This is a genomic window from Nonomuraea sp. 3N208, assembly GCF_052245935.1.
Lineage (GTDB): Bacteria > Actinomycetota > Actinomycetes > Streptosporangiales > Streptosporangiaceae > Nonomuraea.
Genome location: NZ_JBQQBR010000022.1, coordinates 71934 through 89120 on the forward strand (window position 1 = coordinate 71934; position 17187 = coordinate 89120).

The window sequence follows — 17187 nt, forward strand, 5'->3', positions numbered from 1 at the left end:
AGCGCCGTCAAGTAAAACTTCAAGACATGATCAGTACGGCGGCCCCGTTGACCTGGTCATTTGCCAGATCAGTGAGCGCCTGAGCGGCTGCGTGGAAGGGGTAGGGCGCGATCGTCACGCGCGGCGGGTGCGCCAGCGCAAGCTCCAGAAAAGCCCGCCCGTCGGCCCTGGTGTTGGCGGTGACGCTCCGCAACGTGCGCTCCTGGAACAGGTGCCGGTCGTAGTTCAGTACCGGGACGTCGGTCAGGTGGATCCCGGCGATGGCGAGGGTTCCGCCGCGGTCGAGCGCCTCCAGGGCGGGCGGCACCAGATCGCCCACCGGCGCGAACAGGATGGCCGCATCCAGCGGCTCCGGCGGCCGGTCGCCGGCCGAGGCCGCCCCCAGCTCCAGCGCCAGTCGCCGGGACGCGGCCGACCTGGTCACCGCGTGCACGGTGGCGCCCTGTGCGATGGCCGCCTGCGCGGTCAGATGCGCCGACGCCCCGAACCCGTAGATGCCGAGCCGCCCGCCCGGCGGCAGGTCGCAGCGCGCCAGCGCCCGATAGCCGATGATGCCCGCGCACAGCAGCGGCGCCAGCCGCTCGGCGGGCACGTCGTCCGGCAGGGGATAGACGAAGTCTGCGGGCGCCACCAGATACTCGGCGAACCCGCCGTCGGCGTCCCACCCCGTATAAGTGGAGTCCGGGCAGAGGTTCTCCATCCCCCTGGCGCAATACCTGCACTTCCCGCAGGTGGAGCGGAGCCAGGCCACGCCGACGCGCTGCCCGGTCCCCATGACCTGGCCGACCGCCTGGTGACCGGGGGTGGTGAGCGGCCGCCGCGGCTGGAGATCGCCCTCAGCCAGGTGCAGGTCGGTACGGCACACGCCGCACGCCTCCACCCGTACCAGCACCTCGTCCGGGCCGGGCTCGGGCATCTCCCGCTCGATCAGCGCCAGCGGCCCGGACGCCATCGGGCCCGGCTCGCGCACCACCCACGTTTTCACGAGCTCAGACGCGCGTGGGCGAGTGTGGCGTAGAGCGCGGCTCCGTCCGGCAGCACCGCGTCATCGAACACGGCTTCCGGCGAGTGGTTGTACGGCGCCGTGGCCGGGTCCCGGTCCGGCGGGCACGCCCCCAGGAAGACGAACGCCCCGGGCACCTCCTCCAGCACGTACGAGAAGTCCTCCGACCCCATGATCGGCTGCGGCGAGACGAAATACCGGCCGGGGCCGAACAACTCGTCCGCCGTCCTCCCCGCGAACTCGGCCTCGCTCTGGTCGTTCACCGTGACCGGGTAGCCCATCCCGAACGACGCCTCGACCTCCAGCCCGTGCGCCGCCGCGATGCCCTGCACCACCTCCACCAGCCTGCGCTTGATCAGCGTCCGGTTGTCCTTGCTGAACGTGCGCACCGTGGCCTCGAACCTGGCCTCGTCCGGGATCACGTTGTCCGCCGACCCGCCGTGGAAGCTCCCGACCGTCACCACCACCGGGTCGAACACGTCGAACGTCCTGGTCACCATCGACTGCAGCGCCGTGACCATCTCGCACCCCGCCTGGATCGGGTCCAGCGCCCGGTGCGGCGTCGAGCCGTGCCCGCCGCGCCCCTTCACCGTCACGAGGAACGTGTCCGCCGCCGCCATGATCGGCCCAGGACGGGACGCGAACAGCCCGTTGGGCAACATCGCCGACACGACGTGCATGCCGTACGCCGCGACCGGGCGCGCGCCCGCCGCCTCCAGCACGCCCTCGTTGATCATGTGTTTGGCGCCATCGTGCCCCTCCTCGCCCGGCTGGAACATGAAGATCACATCGCCGGCCAGCTCGTCGCGCCGGGCGCTCAGCAGGTGCGCCGCCCCCGCCAGCATCGCGGTGTGCAGGTCGTGCCCGCACGCGTGCATCTGGCCGGGCAGCTGGGAGACGTACGGCAGGTCGTTCTTCTCCGTCACGGGCAGCGCGTCCATGTCCCCGCGCAGCAGCACCGCCGGACCCGGCCGGGCGCCCCGCAGCACGGCGGTCACCGAGCTGAGCGCCGTGCCCGTCTTGATCTCCAGCGGCAGGCCGTCCAGCGCCGCCAGCACCTTCTCCTGGGTCCGGGGAAGGTGCAGGCCCAGCTCGGGGGTGGTGTGGAGGGAGTGCCTGAGGCGGACGAGCTCGTCCCTCATGTCCAGCGCGGATTCAGTGAACGACATGAAGACAATTGTTCACGTACCGGCACGGAAGTCGACAAGGCGCGCTCGATACGATAACCGCGTGACTCAGCGTAAGCGGATCGACTCCTGGTTGTCCGACATGGACGGCGTCCTCGTCCACGAGGGACGGCCGGTTCCTGGTGCGGACGAATTCATCAAGCGGCTCGGCGAATCAGGCAAGAAGTTCAGGGTTCTCACGAACAACTCCATCTACACCCAGCGCGACCTGTCGGTGCGCCTGGCCGGGGCCGGCCTGGAGGTGCCCGCCGCATCCATCTGGACCTCCGCGCTGGCCACCGCCCAGTTCCTCGACGACCAGCGGCCGGGCGGGTCCGCGTACGTGATCGGCGAGGCCGGGCTGACCACGGCCCTGCACGAGGTCGGCTACATCCTCACCGACCTCGACCCCGACTACGTGGTGCTCGGCGAGACCCGGACCTACAGCTTCACCCAGATCACCCGCGCCATCCGCCTCATCGAGGGCGGCGCCCGCTTCATCGCCACCAACCCCGACCCCATCGGCCCGTCCACCGAAGGCTCCCTGCCGGCCTGCGGCGCCGTGGCTGCCCTCATCACCAAGGCCACCGGCGTCGCCCCCTACTTCGTCGGCAAGCCCAACCCCCGCATGATGCGCAGCGCGCTCAACGACATCGAGGCCCACAGCGAGACCACCGCGATGATCGGCGACCGCATGGACACCGACATCGTGTCCGGCATGGAGGCCGGGCTCTACACCATCCTCGTCCTCACCGGCGTCACCCGGCGCGACGAGATCGACCGCTACCCCTACCGGCCCTCACTCGTCGTCGACTCGGTGGCCGACCTCATCGACCTCATCTGAACCTGACCCCTCCTGACAGGTATGGATGGGAGGCTGACGTGTCATGACCCGCCTGTACCTGGAGATCGGCCCCAAGAAGGTGTTCGCCTGCTCGCTCGACTGGCCCGGCTGGTGCCGGATCGCCAAGGGCGAGGAGGCGGCCATCGACCGCCTCATGGAATACGTGCCCCGCTACCGAGTCGTCGCCGAGCGCGCCGGCCTGCCCTTCTCCCCGGGTGACCCGGTGGTGGTGGCCAGGGTGCCCGGGAGCCCCACGTCCGACTTCGGTGTGCCGTACGCGGTGCCCGACCTGGACCAGGAGCCGCTGCCCGCCGAGGAGGCCGCGCGCGGCGTCGCCCTGATGCGGGCCGCCTGGGACGTGTTCGACGAGGTCGCCGCCGCCTCCCCGGAGGAGCTGCGCAAGGGCCCGCGCGGGGGCGGGCGGGACCGTAGCAAGATCGTGGATCATGTGGTGGAGGCCGAGCGCGGCTACGCCCGTATGGTCGACGTCCGCCACAAGCCCTTCACATCGGTCGCGGACCGGGACGCCATGCGCACAGAACTGGCCGAGGTCCTCTCCCAGCCTTGGGTCCCGCCCCAGACGACCAAGTGGCCGCCCCGGTACGCCGTCAGGCGCATCGCCTGGCACGTCATCGACCACCTGTGGGAGATCGAAGACCGGGTGTAAGAAAACCACTCCCGCGGGCCTTACACGCGGCCGACACGCCCGTGCACTGTCTGCAATCATGTGCTGACAGAAAGTGGGACCCGGCTAGAGTTGGTAGCCAGGTCCCTTCCGGCGACCCTAGCGGAGGGGCACGTGCACGTACAGGCCGAGATCAATGGCTTGAAGGAGCGGATGGATTTCGTGGAAGGGATCGTGGGCGCGAAGGGCAGGAGGGGACTGGTGTCAGACCACTCGAAAGAGCTGGATCGGCACGCGGACCTGCTCTGCGAGATCAACAACCGGACGAAGAACATCGAGCTCGAGATCACGGTGATGAAGGGCGACATCGCCCGGATCGATGCCAGCGTCGGGGTGATGAAGGACGACATCGCCCGGATCGATGCCAGCGTCGGGGTGATGAAGGACGACATCGCCCGGATGGACGGCGACATCGCGGTGATGAAGGACGACATCGCCGGCGTCAAGGCTGATGTTGCCGACCTCCGGAAGGAGATGACGGCGGGATTCGCGGCCGTGGACATGCGATTCGGGGCCGTGGACGCGCAATTTACCGCGGTGGACGCCCGATTCACCGCGGTGGACGCGCGATTCACCGCCATCGACACCGAGATCGCGGCCATCCGCTCGGAAGTGTCCGACCTCAGCTCCAAGGTCACGGGGCTCGACGCCAAGCTCGACCTGGTCCTCGACAAGATCGGGGCGTAGGCGTAGGCGTCGCGGAGCCCCCGGTCCCAGCGTGGGCAGGGGGCTCCGTCGATTGATGGGTAAAACCGCAGCCGCCACGGTCGGTCGCTGGTTACCATCGCTACTGATTGCAATCGCATGGTGACAGAAACAGGGGAAAGTAGGCGTCTGTGGACGTACAGGGGGAGGTTCTCCAGGGAGGTGCGTCGGCCCGCCACGTGGACCTGCTACGTGAGGTCGACGACCGGACCAGGCGCCTCCAGGCCGAGGTCGCCGCGCTCCGCACCGAGCTCGCCGCCGTCCGCGCCGAGCTGGGTGAGGACGTCGCCGCCGTGCAGACCGAGGTCGAGGGCGTGCGGCGGGCGGTGAACGCGCGGCCGGGGACAAGCGGCGACGAGGACGCGGACCTCCGGCTCGACATGCTGGAGGGGTTCGCGGCGGTGCGGGCCGAGATCGCCCACGAGTTCGGCTCCGTACGCTCCGAGATGCTCGATCTGGGCATCAAGCTCGATCGGCTACTAAATCGGGATGGATGCCGTTAAACGACCGGTATGCCCTTCGGGTAGCCTAACTTACGGTACCGTAACCTGAAGGAGAAGATCTTTTATGGCGATGACTCAGACAGAGCTGCTGCACGAGCTCGAGCCCGTGGTCGCCGTGGAGCTCGACCGCCACCACAAGGTGGCCAAGGAGTGGTTCCCCCACGAGTACATCCCGTGGAGCGAAGGCCGCGACTTCGACGGCATCTACGGGGGCGAGGCATGGCAGGAGAGCGACTCGAAGATCCCCGAGGCGGCCCGCGTGTCGCTCATCGTGAACCTCCTGACGGAGGACAACCTCCCGAGCTACCACCATGAGATCGCCACCACGTTCGGCCGTGACGGCGCGTGGGGCACGTGGGTGCACCGGTGGACGGCGGAGGAGGACCGGCACGGCACCGCCCTCCGCGACTACCTGACCGTCACCCGCGCCGTCGATCCCGTGGCGTTGGAGCGGGCCCGCATGCACCACATGGAGAACGGCTTCATCACCGAATACGGCACCATGCTCCAGCAGCTCGCGTACGTCTCCTTCCAAGAGCTGGCCACCCGCATCTCGCACCGCAACACCGGCAGGGCCTCCGGCGACGAAGGCTGCGAGCGGCTGCTCGCCAGGATCGCCGCCGACGAGAACCTGCACATGCTCTTCTACCGCAACCTGCTCAAGGCGGCCTTCGAACTCGACCCGAACCAGACGATGCGCGCCGTCACCGACGTGGTGACCACCTTCCAGATGCCCGGCCAGGGCATGGAGGGCTTCACCCGCAAGGCCCTGATCATCGCGAACGAGGGCATCTACGACCTGCGCCTCCACCTCGACGACGTGCTCATGCCGGTGCTGCGGCAGTGGTCGGTGTTCGACAAGAGCGACCTGGGCCCCGAGGGCGAGAAGGCGCGGGACGAGCTGGCCGCGTTCCTGGCCAAGACAGAGGCGACCGCCGCCAGGTTCGTCGAGCGCCGGGAGGCGCGCAGGGCCCGCGCCGACGCGATGAAGTAAGAGCGCAGCCACCGCGCCGCTCGAGCTAATGCGCTCGGCGCGGGGCCGGTTGTCGCGGACCAGGCGGTACTCGCAGATCACCAGGATCGCCATCAAGCACGGCCTCGGCCCCTACCTGCGGGGCCGAGGAGATCGCCTGGAGGACCGCCCCGGCAAGGTACGCCTGGCCAGGTCGCTGCGCGAGGCGCTCGACGACGGCGGGGTCACGTTCGTCAAGCTCGGCCAGATCCTGTCCACCCGGAGCGACCTGCTGCCCGCCGAGTTCGTCGACGAGGCGGTTGCAGGACCAGGTCGCCCCCACGCCGTGGGAGCGGATTGAGCCGGTGCTCGCCGAGGAGCTGGGCGGTCCCGGCTACTGGCCGACGAACGAGACCGCCGCTACGTCACCGGCCTGCTCCACCAGGTGCTGCTCACCGTCCTCGGCGCCACGGCGGGCCTGATGGCCGTCATGCTCCGGCGGCTCCGGCAGCGAGCAGCCGTACCGTTCTTGACTCGGAGATGGTCTTGGACATCCACGGCATCGGGCAGGTTTCCCGGTAACACCGGAACCCCTTGGGAGCAGAGGGTGAAAATCATCGGGATCGCCGCCGGCCTCCACGAGGGGTCTTTTATCAACAGATTGCTGGAAGCAGCGGGCGGTGAGCTGCCCGAGGGCATCGGATTCCGGGTGTGGCCGGGACTTCGCGAGATGCCGCCGTACGCGGCCGGGCCGGCGCCCGCGCCCGTCCGACATCTCCTGGGGCTGCTCGCCGCGTCGGACGCTGTGCTCATGACCGCTCCCGAGCACAGCCTGTTGCCTGCCGAGCTGATCCACACCCTCGACTGGATGTCCGCCGCTGACGCGTTGACCGGCAAACATGTGGCGGTGATGAGTGCTAGCGCGCGAGCCTGCGGCGCCATGTGGGCGCAGGCGGAGTTGTACAAGCGGCTCCAGGCGGGCGGGGCCGTCGTGATGGGCGCCGAGCTGGTGATCTCGCCTGCCTGCCCGCACTTCGACGAGGACGGGTACCTCGCCGATCCCGTCCTGCGCGGCCAGGTTCGCACGGTGATCACCCAGCTGTGCCCGGCCGAGGTGTTGGAGCCCGCGCTCCTGCTCTGATCCGACCCCGCGTTTGGGGTTTTCCGGCCCGCGCCGTTCCTGCCCGGCATCGGCATGTCGGCTCCCGAGGGCCCGAGCCGCAGGAGCCGCGAAAGGCGAAATACGGGGTCAGGGTTCGCGGCGTAGGCGTTTGAGGTCGGAGCGGTGCTTCTTGGTCGCTATGCGGCGCTCGACGGCGCCCCGGCTCGGCTTGGTCGGGCGGCGGCGCTTGGGCGGCGGGGCGATGGCCTCGCGCAGCCGCTGCGCCAGGCGGTGCGCGGCGGCCTCCCGGTTCCTGAGCTGGGAACGGTACTCCGAGGCGGCGATCGTGATCGTGCCGGAGCCGAGCCGGTCGAGTGCCCGGGCCTTCAGCGGGGGCGGCAGTGCCGTGCTCGCGGCGACGTCGAAGATCAGCTCCACGCGGCTGTCGGTGGTGTTGACGCCCTGGCCGCCCGGGCCTGACGAACGGGAGAAACGCCAGACGAGCTCGGCGTCGGGGATGACGACCGAGTCGTTGACGACCAGGGGGCGGGACATGCGTGGGGCTCCTGTTCAGAAATATGCCTTATGTAGGTAAGTGTCACCGTATCTGTGTGCCATATGCCGTACGCAACGGCATTTTCAATTTCCGCCTCCGCTGCGAATATAAAGGGAACATCGCGCAGGAGGGGCCGAACGTTCATGGAGCTTCACCTGGCCGCGCAGGTGGGCCTCACCGTGGTGCTGGCCATCGCTTCCGCCGTCGGGTTCCTGCTGTTGCGATGCCAGGGCAAGGGGCGGCCGTTCGGGCCCGCGGGGCGGTGGCTCGCGCTGGCGATCACCGTGCTGACCGGGCTGGTCTCCGCCGGCGTCGCGCTGCTGAGCGGGTTGCTGAACGACTACTTCTCCCTCGTGATGGGCGCGGTCGCGCCGAGCGGCCTGTGGCTCAGCCAGATGCGGGCCAAGGAGGACGAACGGCGCTCGCTGGGGCGGGAGGCGGCCACGTTCTGGCTGGTGTCGCTGCTGGCCCGGCTCGACCAGGCGATGGCGCAGGAAGAGCGGGACTGGTGCGAGCAGCGCGTGGACGAGACCTGGGACGTCTACGAGCTGAGCCTGGCCGCCACCCGCTACCATGAGCGGATCGCCGAGCGGCTCTCGCCGGAGCAACGCAGGCGGGAGCGCATCCACGCCAGGCTCGACGCGATCGAGCGGCGGCTGGACGTGGCGGCGCTGATCGAGGATGGGGCGGCGCGGTCGAAGGTGGTCACGGCGCTCAAGGGGTCGCGGCACACGCGGCTGGCGAGGTACGAGCGGTATCTCAACGATCTGACGCGGCTGCACGGCAACCTCAAACACGACGCCCAGAGCGATCTGCGGCGGCTGCTGGCCTCGGGCTACCGGGCCGGGTACCGGTCGCTCCCGCCGTTCACGACGCCGGCGCGGGTCCGCGGTCCCGAGACGGCCAGGCGCGTGGTATGAGCTCAGGCGCTGTGAGGCCAGGCGCGGTGAGGCCCGGTGCGGTGCGGCCCGGTGCGGTGAGGTCAGTCGGTGAGCGCGGCGGAGGAGCCTTCGGCGTCGCCGAGGGTGAACTCCAGGCGGGCCCCCAGCGCGTCCACGACGGCCCCCAGCGTGCGGAGCGTCAGATTCTCATCGCCGGACAGGATCTGGCTCACCCGGCCGGCGGACACGCCCAGAGCCGCGGCCAGGTCAGCTCGGGAGATCTTGTGCTCCCGCATGTACCACGTGATCTCGTCGACGACTTCTTGGGCGAGACCGCCCACCTCGTCGCGGCTGTTACGGCGGAGGGCCATCACGGTCTCGCTCTCGACGCTCACCTTCTGATGACTCCACTTTAGCTCTACCTAAACCTTTAGGCAAGCCTAAAGGGGAGCGTTCTGGTGATGGCCGGATGCAAGCGCCGTGTGCCAGCATTCCGCATGGAGCGCGACAAGATCGCGCGGGAGATCGGGCGTGAGGAGGCAAGATGGCGGCCATCGTCGGCGTGCACGGGATCGGCAAGTACAACTACTACGTGGAGGCCGGCCGGTCCGCGGCCGGTGCCGGGCAGGCCATGCGCCTCAAATGGGACCGCTACCTGCACACGGCGCTCGGGGGCGAGGCAAGGGCGTACTTCAGTGAGATCGCGTACTTCTCCCACCATCTGCACGATGGGAAGGACGCCCCGCGCTCGCTAGCCGCCATGGAGGCCCCTGCCCAGCAGGTCCTCCTGGAATGGGCGAAGAATCTGGGCGTGGGCGAGCACGTCACCGGCGCGCTCAAGTCGTTCACCGGCTGGCTGCTCACCAAGCTCGACGCCAGGTCGGCGGCGTTCGCCCAGCTGTTCGCGCCGGAGGTGGCGGCGTACCTCACCGACCATGTCAAACGTGAGAAGTGCCGGCAGGTCGTGGCCGAGACCATCCGTAGGAACCGGCCGAAGGTGGTCATCGCGCACTCGCTCGGCAGCGTCGTCGCGTACGAGACCCTCTGGGCCGACCCCGGCCTGCGGATCGACCTGCTGATCACCCTCGGCAGCCCGCTCGGCATGCGCAACGTCGTCTTCGAGCGCCTGCTGCCCGCACCCATCAACGGCCGGGGCGAGCGCCCGCCCGGCGTCCGGCGCTGGGTGAACATCGCCGACAAGGACGACATCGCCGCCATCCCGCCGGACCTGTGCGGCAGCTTCGCCGGCGTGGACGTCGAGGAACTGGTCAACCTCGACTGGATCGACTTTCACACCGCGGAGAAGTATCTGGGTTGCCCGGCGCTGAACCCGCATCTGCGACCATTCTTGGCATGACGTGGATTGTCTTCGACTTCGGCGGCGTCCTGTCGCTGCCCCAGCCCGAGTCCGACGCCGTGGCCATGGCGCGGGCGGTGGACGCCGATCCCGAGGCGTTCCAGCGGGACTACTGGGAGCATCGACTGGAGTTCGACCGCGGCTTGTCCCCGCACGATTACTGGTCCGCGGTGCTCGGCAGGAGCGCCACCCACACCGAGGTCGCCCGCCTGGTCGCCATGGACGTGGCCAGCTGGGCCCATCCCAACGAGGGCACGGTCGCCCTGCTCGATGACCTCATCGAGGCCGGCCACGACGTCGCGCTGCTGTCGAACATGCCCGTCTGCATCGGCGACGGCCTGGACGAGCTGCCCTGGGTCGCCGCCATCGGCCACCGCTTCTACAGCGGCCGGATGGGCCTGGTCAAGCCGGACAGGGAGATCTTCGACGAGATGGCCCGCGCGCTCGGCGCCGCCCCCTCGGAGATCGTCTTCATTGACGACCGTCAGGAGAACGTCGAGGGCGCCGAACGCGCGGGCATGCGCGGCGTGCACTTCACCGATGCTGCGGCGCTGCGCGAAACGCTGCCCGACGTACGGGAGGCCGCCCGCTAACGAGGCGATCGCCCGCTGCCGAGAGGCGATCGACGCCTACCTGGAACTGGACGGCGAGGACGGCTTCGACGCAGCCGGCGATCTCCTGGAGGAACTTCGCGAACAGGACGACTGATGCTGTTCATCCGCGATTGACTCCACTGTCACGGCGGGGTCAGCGCGGCCGGACATACCTGTGAACGTGGACCGTAGAGCCTTCCTGACGGCGGCGGCGACAGCCGGCCTCCTCAGCTCACAAGCCCCTATCTCCCCGGCATCCGCCACATCCTCCTCCAGAGCCCTCAAATCCGACCCGTTCACGCTCGGCGTGGCCTCCGGCGACCCCTCGTCCGACGGCTTCGTCCTGTGGACGAGGCTGGCCGTCAACCCGCTGAGCGGCGACGGCCGCGGCGGCATGCCCGCCCGCGACGTACAGGTGGACTGGCAGGTCTCGGCCGATGAGCGCTTCTCCAGGATCGTCGAGTCCGGTGCGGCCACCGCCCGGGCCCGCGACGCCCACAGCGTCCACGTCGAGCTGAAGGGCCTGGAGCCGGGGCGCGACTACTTCTACCGGTTCAGGAGCGAGGGCCGGATCTCGCCCACCGGCCGTACCAGGACGACGCCTACCGGCGAGACGACTCCGCTCACCTTCGCGGTGGCCGCGTGCGCGCACTACGAGCACGGCTACTACACCGCCTACCGGCGCCTCGCCGAGCAGGAGCCCGATCTGGTGGTGTTCCTCGGCGACTACATGTACGAGTACGGCCCCAGCGGTTACACGGCGCTGGCCGGCCGCGTACGCATCCACACGCCCGGCAAGTGCCAGACGCTCGCCGACTACCGGCTCCGGCACGCGCAGTACAAGAGCGACCACGACCTCCAGGCCGCGCACGCGGCGGCGCCGTGGCTGGTGGCGTTCGACGATCACGAGGTGGAGAACAACTGGGCCGGGCCGGTCTCCAGCACGGGAGCGCCGGGGTTCGCCAGGCGGCGGGCCGAGGCGTTCCGCGCGTACTACGAGAACATGCCGCTGCGCCGCGCCAGCCTCCACGGGGCGGTGCTCAAGGTGAACCGGCGCATCTCCTGGGGCACGCTGGCCCGCTTCCACCTGCTCGACACCCGGCAGTTCCGCGACGACCAGGCGTGCCTGGACGGCGTGCGGGCCGGATGCGACGACCGGCTCGCGGACAAGCGCACGCTGCTCGGCGCCGGCCAGTGGCGGTGGCTGGAGGACGGGCTGCGCGGCTCCACCACCCGGTGGAACCTGCTCGGCCAGCAGATCATGATGACGCACCGCGACTACAAGGTCGGGCCGGGGCGTGAGGTCAACCTGGACTCCTGGGACGGGTACGCGGCCGAGCGGACGCGGCTGATGGGGTCGCTGGCGCGTACGTCCAACCCGGTGGTGCTGACGGGGGACGCGCACATGCACCACCTGGCCGAGCTCAAGACGGACTTCGACGACCCGGACTCGCCGGTGGTGGCCAGGGAACTGGTGGCGTCGTCGATCGCGAGCGACGGCGACGGGTACCGGGACCGGACGTGGATCGCGGAGGCCCTCCAGGAGAATCCCCACATTTCCTACATCGACCAGCGTCGCGGCTACCTGGTGGCCCGCCTGACCCGCGACGACCTGTCCGTCGACTTCCGGACGCTGGACTACATCTCCCGCCGCGGCGCCAAGGCCAAGACCGCCCACCGCATCAGCATCCCGGCCCTGACGGGTGCGGCGGCGGCCGGCCAGGCGGGGGTGCCCCCGGTCGGCTGAACGTTCGCTGGGAACCAGCTGAAGATCCCCTCAACACGGGTGCGGGACCCGCGCCACGTCGCGCCGCCCGCGTGGACCGCGCCGCGTGGGCCGGGCCGCCTGTGCCTCGGCGGGCCACCACCCGGGGGTGGAGGGCTGATCGTGCAGGCCGGGTGGGCAGGTTATGCGCCGGGCCAGCTGCCGTCAGGGAACTCGCCCGTCGTGCCGCCCGACATGACCACCTCGTCGCGCTCGCCCAGGCCCGAGGTGACCTCGACGTACTGGTCACCGCGCACTCCCGTCCGCACCACCTTCGCCACGTCCCGGCCACCCGAACGTACGGTGACCACCTGGGCGCCGTCGGACCTGCTGCGAACCGCCGCCGCGGGGACGTAGATCGTGTTCTCGGCCTCGTCCGTGGTGACGGTCACCGAGGCCGTCTGCCCGAGCATGAGGCCGGACGGCGGCGCGTCGAAAGCGAGAGTGACCGAGTAGCGGACGAGCTGACCGTCCACGGTGGCGGTCGGCGCGATGGCCGTCACCGTGCCCTCGTGGCGTTCGCCGCCACGTGTGGCGAGCGTGATCTGGGCTCTTTGACCAAGCTTGAGCCGGTTGACGTCGGATTCGGTGACCATGGCCTGGACCTGCAGCTCGTCCAGGTCGCCGAGGCTGATGAAGGTGTCCGTGCCCGCCGTGTCGCCGACGCCGCCCGCGACCGACAGCACCGTTCCGGCGGCCGGGGCCATGATGCGGGTGGCCCGTACGGCGTCCGCCGCCTGCTCGAGCGCGGCCTCGGCGCGGTCCACGTTCGCGGCGGCCTGCTCTTCGCCGGCCCCGGCTCTGGCCGCGGTCTGGTTCTGCCCGCAGGAGCCGGTGCCCTGCGTCGGGCGGGCGCCGCCCGACGCACCGGTGCTCGGTCGCGCCGACGGCTTGCCGGTCGCGGTGGGCCTCCCGCTCGCGGTGGGTTTTCCGCTGGTGGACGGCTTGCCGGTGGGGGAACTCGAGGCCGAGGGGCTGCCGTCGGCCGCGGACGGCCGCCCGTCTCCGGACGGCTGGGCGCCGCCGCTCGGCGTGGCGGTGACGGTCGCGGTGACCGTGGCGGTCACGGTGGCGGTCACGGTCGTGGTCACCGTGGGCTCGGGCCCGGGGTCGGTCGGCTCCGTGGTGGGGGTGGCCGAGGGGCGCGGGGTGCCCGTCGGGTCCGGCGTCGAGCTCCGCGTCGGGCTGAGGCTAGGACTAGGACTCGGGCTTGCGGAGAGCCGTCCCACTGGACCGAGGGCGCCCCCGCCGGACGATGTGCCCCCGCTGGACGATGTGCCGCTGTTGGCGGGGGAGGCAGGGGTGGTGGGGGTCGTGCCGGTGGCGGGGGAGGTGGTGCCGCCGCCTGGGGGGCAGGAAGCCCCCGCGCCGTTCGACGCGCCCGTCGTGGCGGACGCCTCCTCCAGGGCCTCTTCGGCCGCTGTTACGTCGGCCTTGGCCGCCTCGTACGCCTCCCGCGCCGCCCGCCCGTCGATCCTGGCCAGCACCTGGCCTTTCTTCACCTTGGCCCCGACCTTGACGTACACCTTGGTGAGCGTCCCGGAAGAACCGAAGGCCAGGTCGCGGCGGGAGCCGTCCACGGTGTTGCCCGCGGCGCTCACCACGGCCGTGACCTGCCCGCGCTGGGCGGCGGCGAGCCGTACCTGAACGGCGGCCGGGGTGTCGTCGCGCAGCGTGAGCGCCACGCCGGATCCCGCGGCGAGCACGGCCAGGGCGAGCCCGCCCAGCGCGAAAGTCCGTCTCATGGCGGATCATCCTGCCGAAGCAGGTTCGCGGCACGCTGCGAGGAGCCTAAGAGTTCCCTGTGTGCCCGCGCGAGGACCGGCGTTGTCAGCGAACGTTCAGCTTGCTCGCGGCTGCGGCGCAGGGTTGTGTGCAAGTGTCACCGCCTGTGAAGGTGTCGAACAGGCGCAGAGCGCGGGTGAGCCGCCGGGCGCTGATGACCAACGGAGCCCTGGCGGTGCTCCTGCTGGGCGGTGCCGTGCTCGCCTACGGCCAGCTCGGCACGGGACAGGCGGCGGGCGAGGCGACCGTGCGCACGGTGACGGCGAGCCGCGGCTCCGTGGTGGCCTCCGTGTCCGCCTCGGGCGCGGTCGAGAGCTCCAAGTCCCGCGCCCTCTCGTTCGGTACGTCCGGGACGGTCGAGAAGATCTACGTGAAGGCCGGCGACAAGGTCGGCAAGGGCGACATCCTGGCCAGGCTCGACGACGACGCCGCCCAGGAGAGCCTGTCGGCGGCCAAGGCCGCATACGACAGCGCCGTGGCCGACGGGACGGACACGGCCCAGCTCTACTCCGCCTACATCAAGGCCCGCAACGACTATCGGCAGGCGCAGCGCACCGTCGCAGGCACCGTGCTGAAGGCCCCGTTCGGCGGCACGGTCACGGCGGTGAACGGCTCGGTCGGCGGCAACAGCGGCTCAGGACAGAGCTCAGGACAAAGCTCGGGGCAGACCTCGGGACAGAGCGGCGGCCAGAGCACAGGACAGGCCCAGTCCGGCTCCGGGTCGGGATCCAGCGGATTCATCGAGATCGCCGACATCGGCAAGCTCCAGCTGGTCGGCTCCTTCACCGAATCCGACGCCGGCAAGCTCAAGCAGGGCCAGACGGCCACGGTCACGTTCGACGCGCTGCCCGGCGTGACCGCCACCGGCAAGGTCACCCAGATCGAGCCGGTCGCCACCACCAGCAACAACGTGGTGCAGTACCCGGTCACGGTCACCTTCACGGAGGTGCCGGGACAGGTGCGGCTGGGCCAGACCGCCACCGTCGAGGTCGTGGTCGGCCAGGCGGACGACGTCGTCACCGTCCCGTCCACGGCGGTCTCCACCAGCGGCGGCCAGACCACGGTCACCCTGTTCAAGGACGGCAGGCAGACCAGGACCCCTGTGGAGGTCGGGGTGCGGGGCGCGACGCTGACGGAGATCAAGTCGGGCGTCTCCGAGGGCGACCAGCTCGTGCCTCCGGCGGCCTCGACCGGCACCACCACCGGCGGCGGCATCCAGCGGCAGTTCGGCGGTGGCGGCTTCCCCGGCGGCGGCGCGGTGCGCAGCGGGGGCGGCATGCTGGGAGGCGGGCAATGACGGCCCCGGACGGCCCCGCGCCGGTCCTACGCGTCAAGAACCTCGTCAAGGAGTACGGCGAGGGCGATGCCCGGGTCCGCGCCCTGCGCGGCATCAGCATGGACGTCGAGCGCGGCGACTACGTCGCCATCATGGGCGCCTCCGGCTCCGGCAAATCGACCCTCATGAACATCCTCGGCTGCCTGGACGTGCCGACGAGCGGCTCGTACCTGATCGACGGCGCCGACGTGGGCCACCTGGACGAGCACCAGCTCGCCATCCTGCGCAACCGCCGCGTCGGGTTCGTCTTCCAGTCGTTCAACCTGATCCCGCGCATGAGCGCCCTGGCCAACGTGGAGCTGCCACTCGTGTACGGCGGCGTCGGCCAGGCCGAGCGGCGCGCCCGGGCGCTGGCCGCGCTGGAGCAGGTCGGCCTGGCCGACCGCGTGCATCACGAGCCGAACCAGCTCTCCGGCGGCCAGCAGCAGCGCGTCGCCGTCGCCAGGGCGCTGGTCACCGCCCCGGCGCTGCTGCTGGCCGACGAGCCGACCGGCAACCTCGACACCGCCTCCACCAGCGATGTGCTGCAGATCATGGACCGGCTCAGCGACTCAGGCCGCACGATCGTGCTCATCACTCACGAGAACGACGTGGCCGCGCACACCAAGCGGGTGGTCAGACTAGTGGACGGGGAGATCGTGGAGGACCGCCGGCAGGCGCCCGTCGACGGCCCGCCCCCGAGGATGGCCGCCCTGTGAACCAGCTCGAGATCCTCCGCTTCGCGCTGCGCGGCCTGCTGGCCAACAAGATGCGCAGCTCGCTGACCACGCTCGGCATCCTCATCGGCGTGGCCGCCGTCATCATGCTGGTGGCCGTCGGCGAGGGCTCCTCGCGCAGCATCCAGCAGAACATCCAGCGCCTCGGCGCCAACACGCTGACGATCTCCCCATCCTCCTCCGGAGGCGGCGGCGGAGGCGGCGCAGGCTTGCGGACGCAGGGCGGGAACACCGGGCCGCGTACGCAGTCCAGGCAGCTCAGCCTGGCCGACGCCAAGGCGCTGACCGACAGGACGCTCGCGCCCTCGGTCAAGAGCGTCTCGCCCGTGGTGACCGCCTCCTCCTCGACCGCCGCGTACGGGGCCGCCAGCCACACGATCGCGCAGTTCGTCGGCACGTACCCGAGCTACTTCGAGACCACGAACAAGCCCGTGGCGAAGGGCACGTACTTCTTCAACGACGACGTGCTGGCGGCCAGGAAGGTCGTGGTGCTCGGCCAGACCGTTGTGGAGGAGCTGTTCGGGACCGTCGACCCGATCGGCAAGCAGGTCAGCGTGTCGGGCGTGCCGTTCACGGTGGTCGGCGTGCTGAAGGAGGCCGGGTCCACCGGCATGCAGGACGCCGACGACGTGGCCGTCGCACCCCTGCCGGCCGTGCAGCAGAGCCTGAGCGGGTTCGGCTCGCTCAGCTCGATCGTCGTCCAGGCCACCGGGGCGGGGACCACCACGACGGCCCAGTCGGAGGTCACGGCTATCCTCAACCAACGACATGGCATCACCAACGACAACCCCGACTACCGCGTACTCAACCAGGCCACGTTGCAGGAGACCGTCAGTGCGGCGACCGGCACCTTCACCGTGCTGCTCGGCGCCGTCGCCGCGATCTCGCTGCTGGTGGGCGGCATCGGCATCACGAACATCATGCTGGTGACCGTCACGGAGCGCACCCGCGAGATCGGCATCCGCAAGGCGATCGGTGCCCCCAGGAGCGCCATCCTGGGCCAGTTCCTGCTGGAGGCCACGTTGCTGAGCCTGGTCGGCGGGTTGTCGGGGGTGCTCGTGGCGTTCCTGGGGACCAGGTTCACGATCGCCGGCATCGAGCCCGTGCTCGTGCCGTCGTCGGTCGCGCTGGCGCTGAGCGTGTCGGTGGGGATCGGGCTGTTCTTCGGCAGTTATCCCGCCAACCGGGCGGCCAAGCTCAGGCCGATCCAGGCCTTGCGCCACGAGTAAGGAGATGCA

General features: G+C 70.3%; 19 protein-coding genes. 14 read left to right on the plus strand and 5 right to left on the minus strand.

All coding sequences use genetic code 11. The features are described 5' to 3' along the window. Window positions 1-19: 19 nt before the first annotated feature. Together ACTWPT_RS30845 and ACTWPT_RS30850 are read right to left on the minus strand one after the other, a co-directional pair. The gene (locus tag ACTWPT_RS30845) at window positions 20-985 is read right to left on the minus strand and encodes a zinc-dependent alcohol dehydrogenase family protein (RefSeq protein WP_443180995.1); all 966 of its coding nucleotides are present in this window, start codon (window positions 983-985) and stop codon (window positions 20-22) included. After that, window positions 982-2172 carry a M20 metallopeptidase family protein gene (locus ACTWPT_RS30850; protein WP_443180996.1) on the minus strand — a complete coding sequence of 397 codons (1191 nt, stop codon included), beginning with the start codon at window positions 2170-2172 and terminating at the stop codon, window positions 982-984. Before ACTWPT_RS30850 ends, ACTWPT_RS30845 begins: the two co-directional genes overlap by 4 nt. Window positions 2173-2233: 61 nt before the next feature. On the opposite strand from ACTWPT_RS30850, the gene ACTWPT_RS30855 reads away from it, so the two are divergent. The 7 genes from ACTWPT_RS30855 to ACTWPT_RS30885 all read left to right on the plus strand — a co-directional run bounded on the left by ACTWPT_RS30855 (window position 2234) and on the right by ACTWPT_RS30885 (window position 6999). Further along, window positions 2234-3013: an HAD-IIA family hydrolase gene (locus ACTWPT_RS30855; RefSeq protein WP_443180997.1), complete on the plus strand. Its 780-nt coding sequence runs from the start codon at window positions 2234-2236 to the stop codon at window positions 3011-3013. Between the two features lie 43 nt (window positions 3014-3056). Continuing rightward, on the plus strand, window positions 3057-3680 hold the full coding sequence (locus tag ACTWPT_RS30860) for a hypothetical protein (protein ID WP_443180998.1): 624 nt from the start codon (window positions 3057-3059) through the stop codon (window positions 3678-3680). Between the two features lie 192 nt (window positions 3681-3872). Beyond that, window positions 3873-4385 carry a hypothetical protein gene (locus tag ACTWPT_RS30865; RefSeq protein WP_443180999.1) on the plus strand — a complete coding sequence of 171 codons (513 nt, stop codon included), beginning with the start codon at window positions 3873-3875 and terminating at the stop codon, window positions 4383-4385. Window positions 4386-4534: 149 nt separating this feature from the next. Beyond that, complete coding sequence (locus ACTWPT_RS30870) at window positions 4535-4906, plus strand: hypothetical protein (RefSeq protein ID WP_443181000.1); 372 nt, start codon at window positions 4535-4537, stop codon at window positions 4904-4906. A 70-nt stretch (window positions 4907-4976) separates the two neighbouring features. Continuing rightward, the gene (locus ACTWPT_RS30875; protein WP_443181001.1) at window positions 4977-5900 is read left to right on the plus strand and encodes an acyl-ACP desaturase; all 924 of its coding nucleotides are present in this window, start codon (window positions 4977-4979) and stop codon (window positions 5898-5900) included. A 28-nt stretch (window positions 5901-5928) separates the two neighbouring features. Continuing rightward, window positions 5929-6219 (plus strand): hypothetical protein, encoded by a 291-nt coding sequence (locus ACTWPT_RS30880; protein ID WP_443181002.1) that lies wholly within the window; start codon window positions 5929-5931, stop codon window positions 6217-6219. 246 nt (window positions 6220-6465) lie between these two features. Next, on the plus strand, window positions 6466-6999 hold the full coding sequence (locus tag ACTWPT_RS30885; protein ID WP_443181003.1) for an NADPH-dependent FMN reductase: 534 nt from the start codon (window positions 6466-6468) through the stop codon (window positions 6997-6999). A gap of 108 nt (window positions 7000-7107) precedes the next feature. On the opposite strand, the gene arfB is transcribed toward ACTWPT_RS30885, so the two are convergent. Beyond that, window positions 7108-7515, minus strand: coding sequence for an alternative ribosome rescue aminoacyl-tRNA hydrolase ArfB (arfB, locus tag ACTWPT_RS30890; RefSeq protein WP_443181004.1), 408 nt, complete (start codon window positions 7513-7515; stop codon window positions 7108-7110). A gap of 144 nt (window positions 7516-7659) precedes the next feature. Here arfB and ACTWPT_RS30895 point away from each other — a divergent pair, with 144 nt between their 5' ends. Next, on the plus strand, window positions 7660-8436 hold the full coding sequence (locus ACTWPT_RS30895; protein WP_443181005.1) for a hypothetical protein: 777 nt from the start codon (window positions 7660-7662) through the stop codon (window positions 8434-8436). A 62-nt stretch (window positions 8437-8498) separates the two neighbouring features. Here the strand turns inward: ACTWPT_RS30895 and ACTWPT_RS30900 are convergent, their stop codons facing one another. Further along, window positions 8499-8792, minus strand: coding sequence for a helix-turn-helix domain-containing protein (locus ACTWPT_RS30900; RefSeq protein WP_443181006.1), 294 nt, complete (start codon window positions 8790-8792; stop codon window positions 8499-8501). A gap of 149 nt (window positions 8793-8941) precedes the next feature. On the opposite strand from ACTWPT_RS30900, the gene ACTWPT_RS30905 reads away from it, so the two are divergent. From ACTWPT_RS30905 to ACTWPT_RS30915, 3 genes are all read left to right on the plus strand, one after another. Beyond that, window positions 8942-9754, plus strand: a complete 813-nt coding sequence (locus ACTWPT_RS30905; RefSeq protein WP_443181007.1) for a hypothetical protein — start codon at window positions 8942-8944, stop codon at window positions 9752-9754. Further along, entirely contained in the window at window positions 9751-10347 is a 597-nt protein-coding gene (locus tag ACTWPT_RS30910) for an HAD family hydrolase (protein ID WP_443181008.1), read from the plus strand. Before ACTWPT_RS30905 ends, ACTWPT_RS30910 begins: the two co-directional genes overlap by 4 nt. Before the next feature lie 181 nt (window positions 10348-10528). Further along, window positions 10529-12094: an alkaline phosphatase D family protein gene (locus ACTWPT_RS30915; RefSeq protein ID WP_443181009.1), complete on the plus strand. Its 1566-nt coding sequence runs from the start codon at window positions 10529-10531 to the stop codon at window positions 12092-12094. Between the two features lie 161 nt (window positions 12095-12255). Here the strand turns inward: ACTWPT_RS30915 and ACTWPT_RS30920 are convergent, their stop codons facing one another. Beyond that, window positions 12256-13857 carry an efflux RND transporter periplasmic adaptor subunit gene (locus tag ACTWPT_RS30920; protein WP_443181010.1) on the minus strand — a complete coding sequence of 534 codons (1602 nt, stop codon included), beginning with the start codon at window positions 13855-13857 and terminating at the stop codon, window positions 12256-12258. Between the two features lie 134 nt (window positions 13858-13991). Between ACTWPT_RS30920 and ACTWPT_RS30925 the strand changes: the two genes are divergently transcribed. The 3 genes from ACTWPT_RS30925 to ACTWPT_RS30935 are packed head-to-tail and all read left to right on the plus strand — an operon-like array spanning window position 13992 to window position 17178. Then, window positions 13992-15194 carry an efflux RND transporter periplasmic adaptor subunit gene (locus tag ACTWPT_RS30925; protein ID WP_443181011.1) on the plus strand — a complete coding sequence of 401 codons (1203 nt, stop codon included), beginning with the start codon at window positions 13992-13994 and terminating at the stop codon, window positions 15192-15194. Beyond that, window positions 15191-15931, plus strand: coding sequence for an ABC transporter ATP-binding protein (locus ACTWPT_RS30930; protein WP_443181012.1), 741 nt, complete (start codon window positions 15191-15193; stop codon window positions 15929-15931). The genes ACTWPT_RS30925 and ACTWPT_RS30930 overlap by 4 nt, the downstream gene beginning before the upstream one ends. After that, window positions 15928-17178 (plus strand): ABC transporter permease, encoded by a 1251-nt coding sequence (locus ACTWPT_RS30935; RefSeq protein WP_443181013.1) that lies wholly within the window; start codon window positions 15928-15930, stop codon window positions 17176-17178. Before ACTWPT_RS30930 ends, ACTWPT_RS30935 begins: the two co-directional genes overlap by 4 nt. Window positions 17179-17187 lie beyond the last annotated feature (9 nt).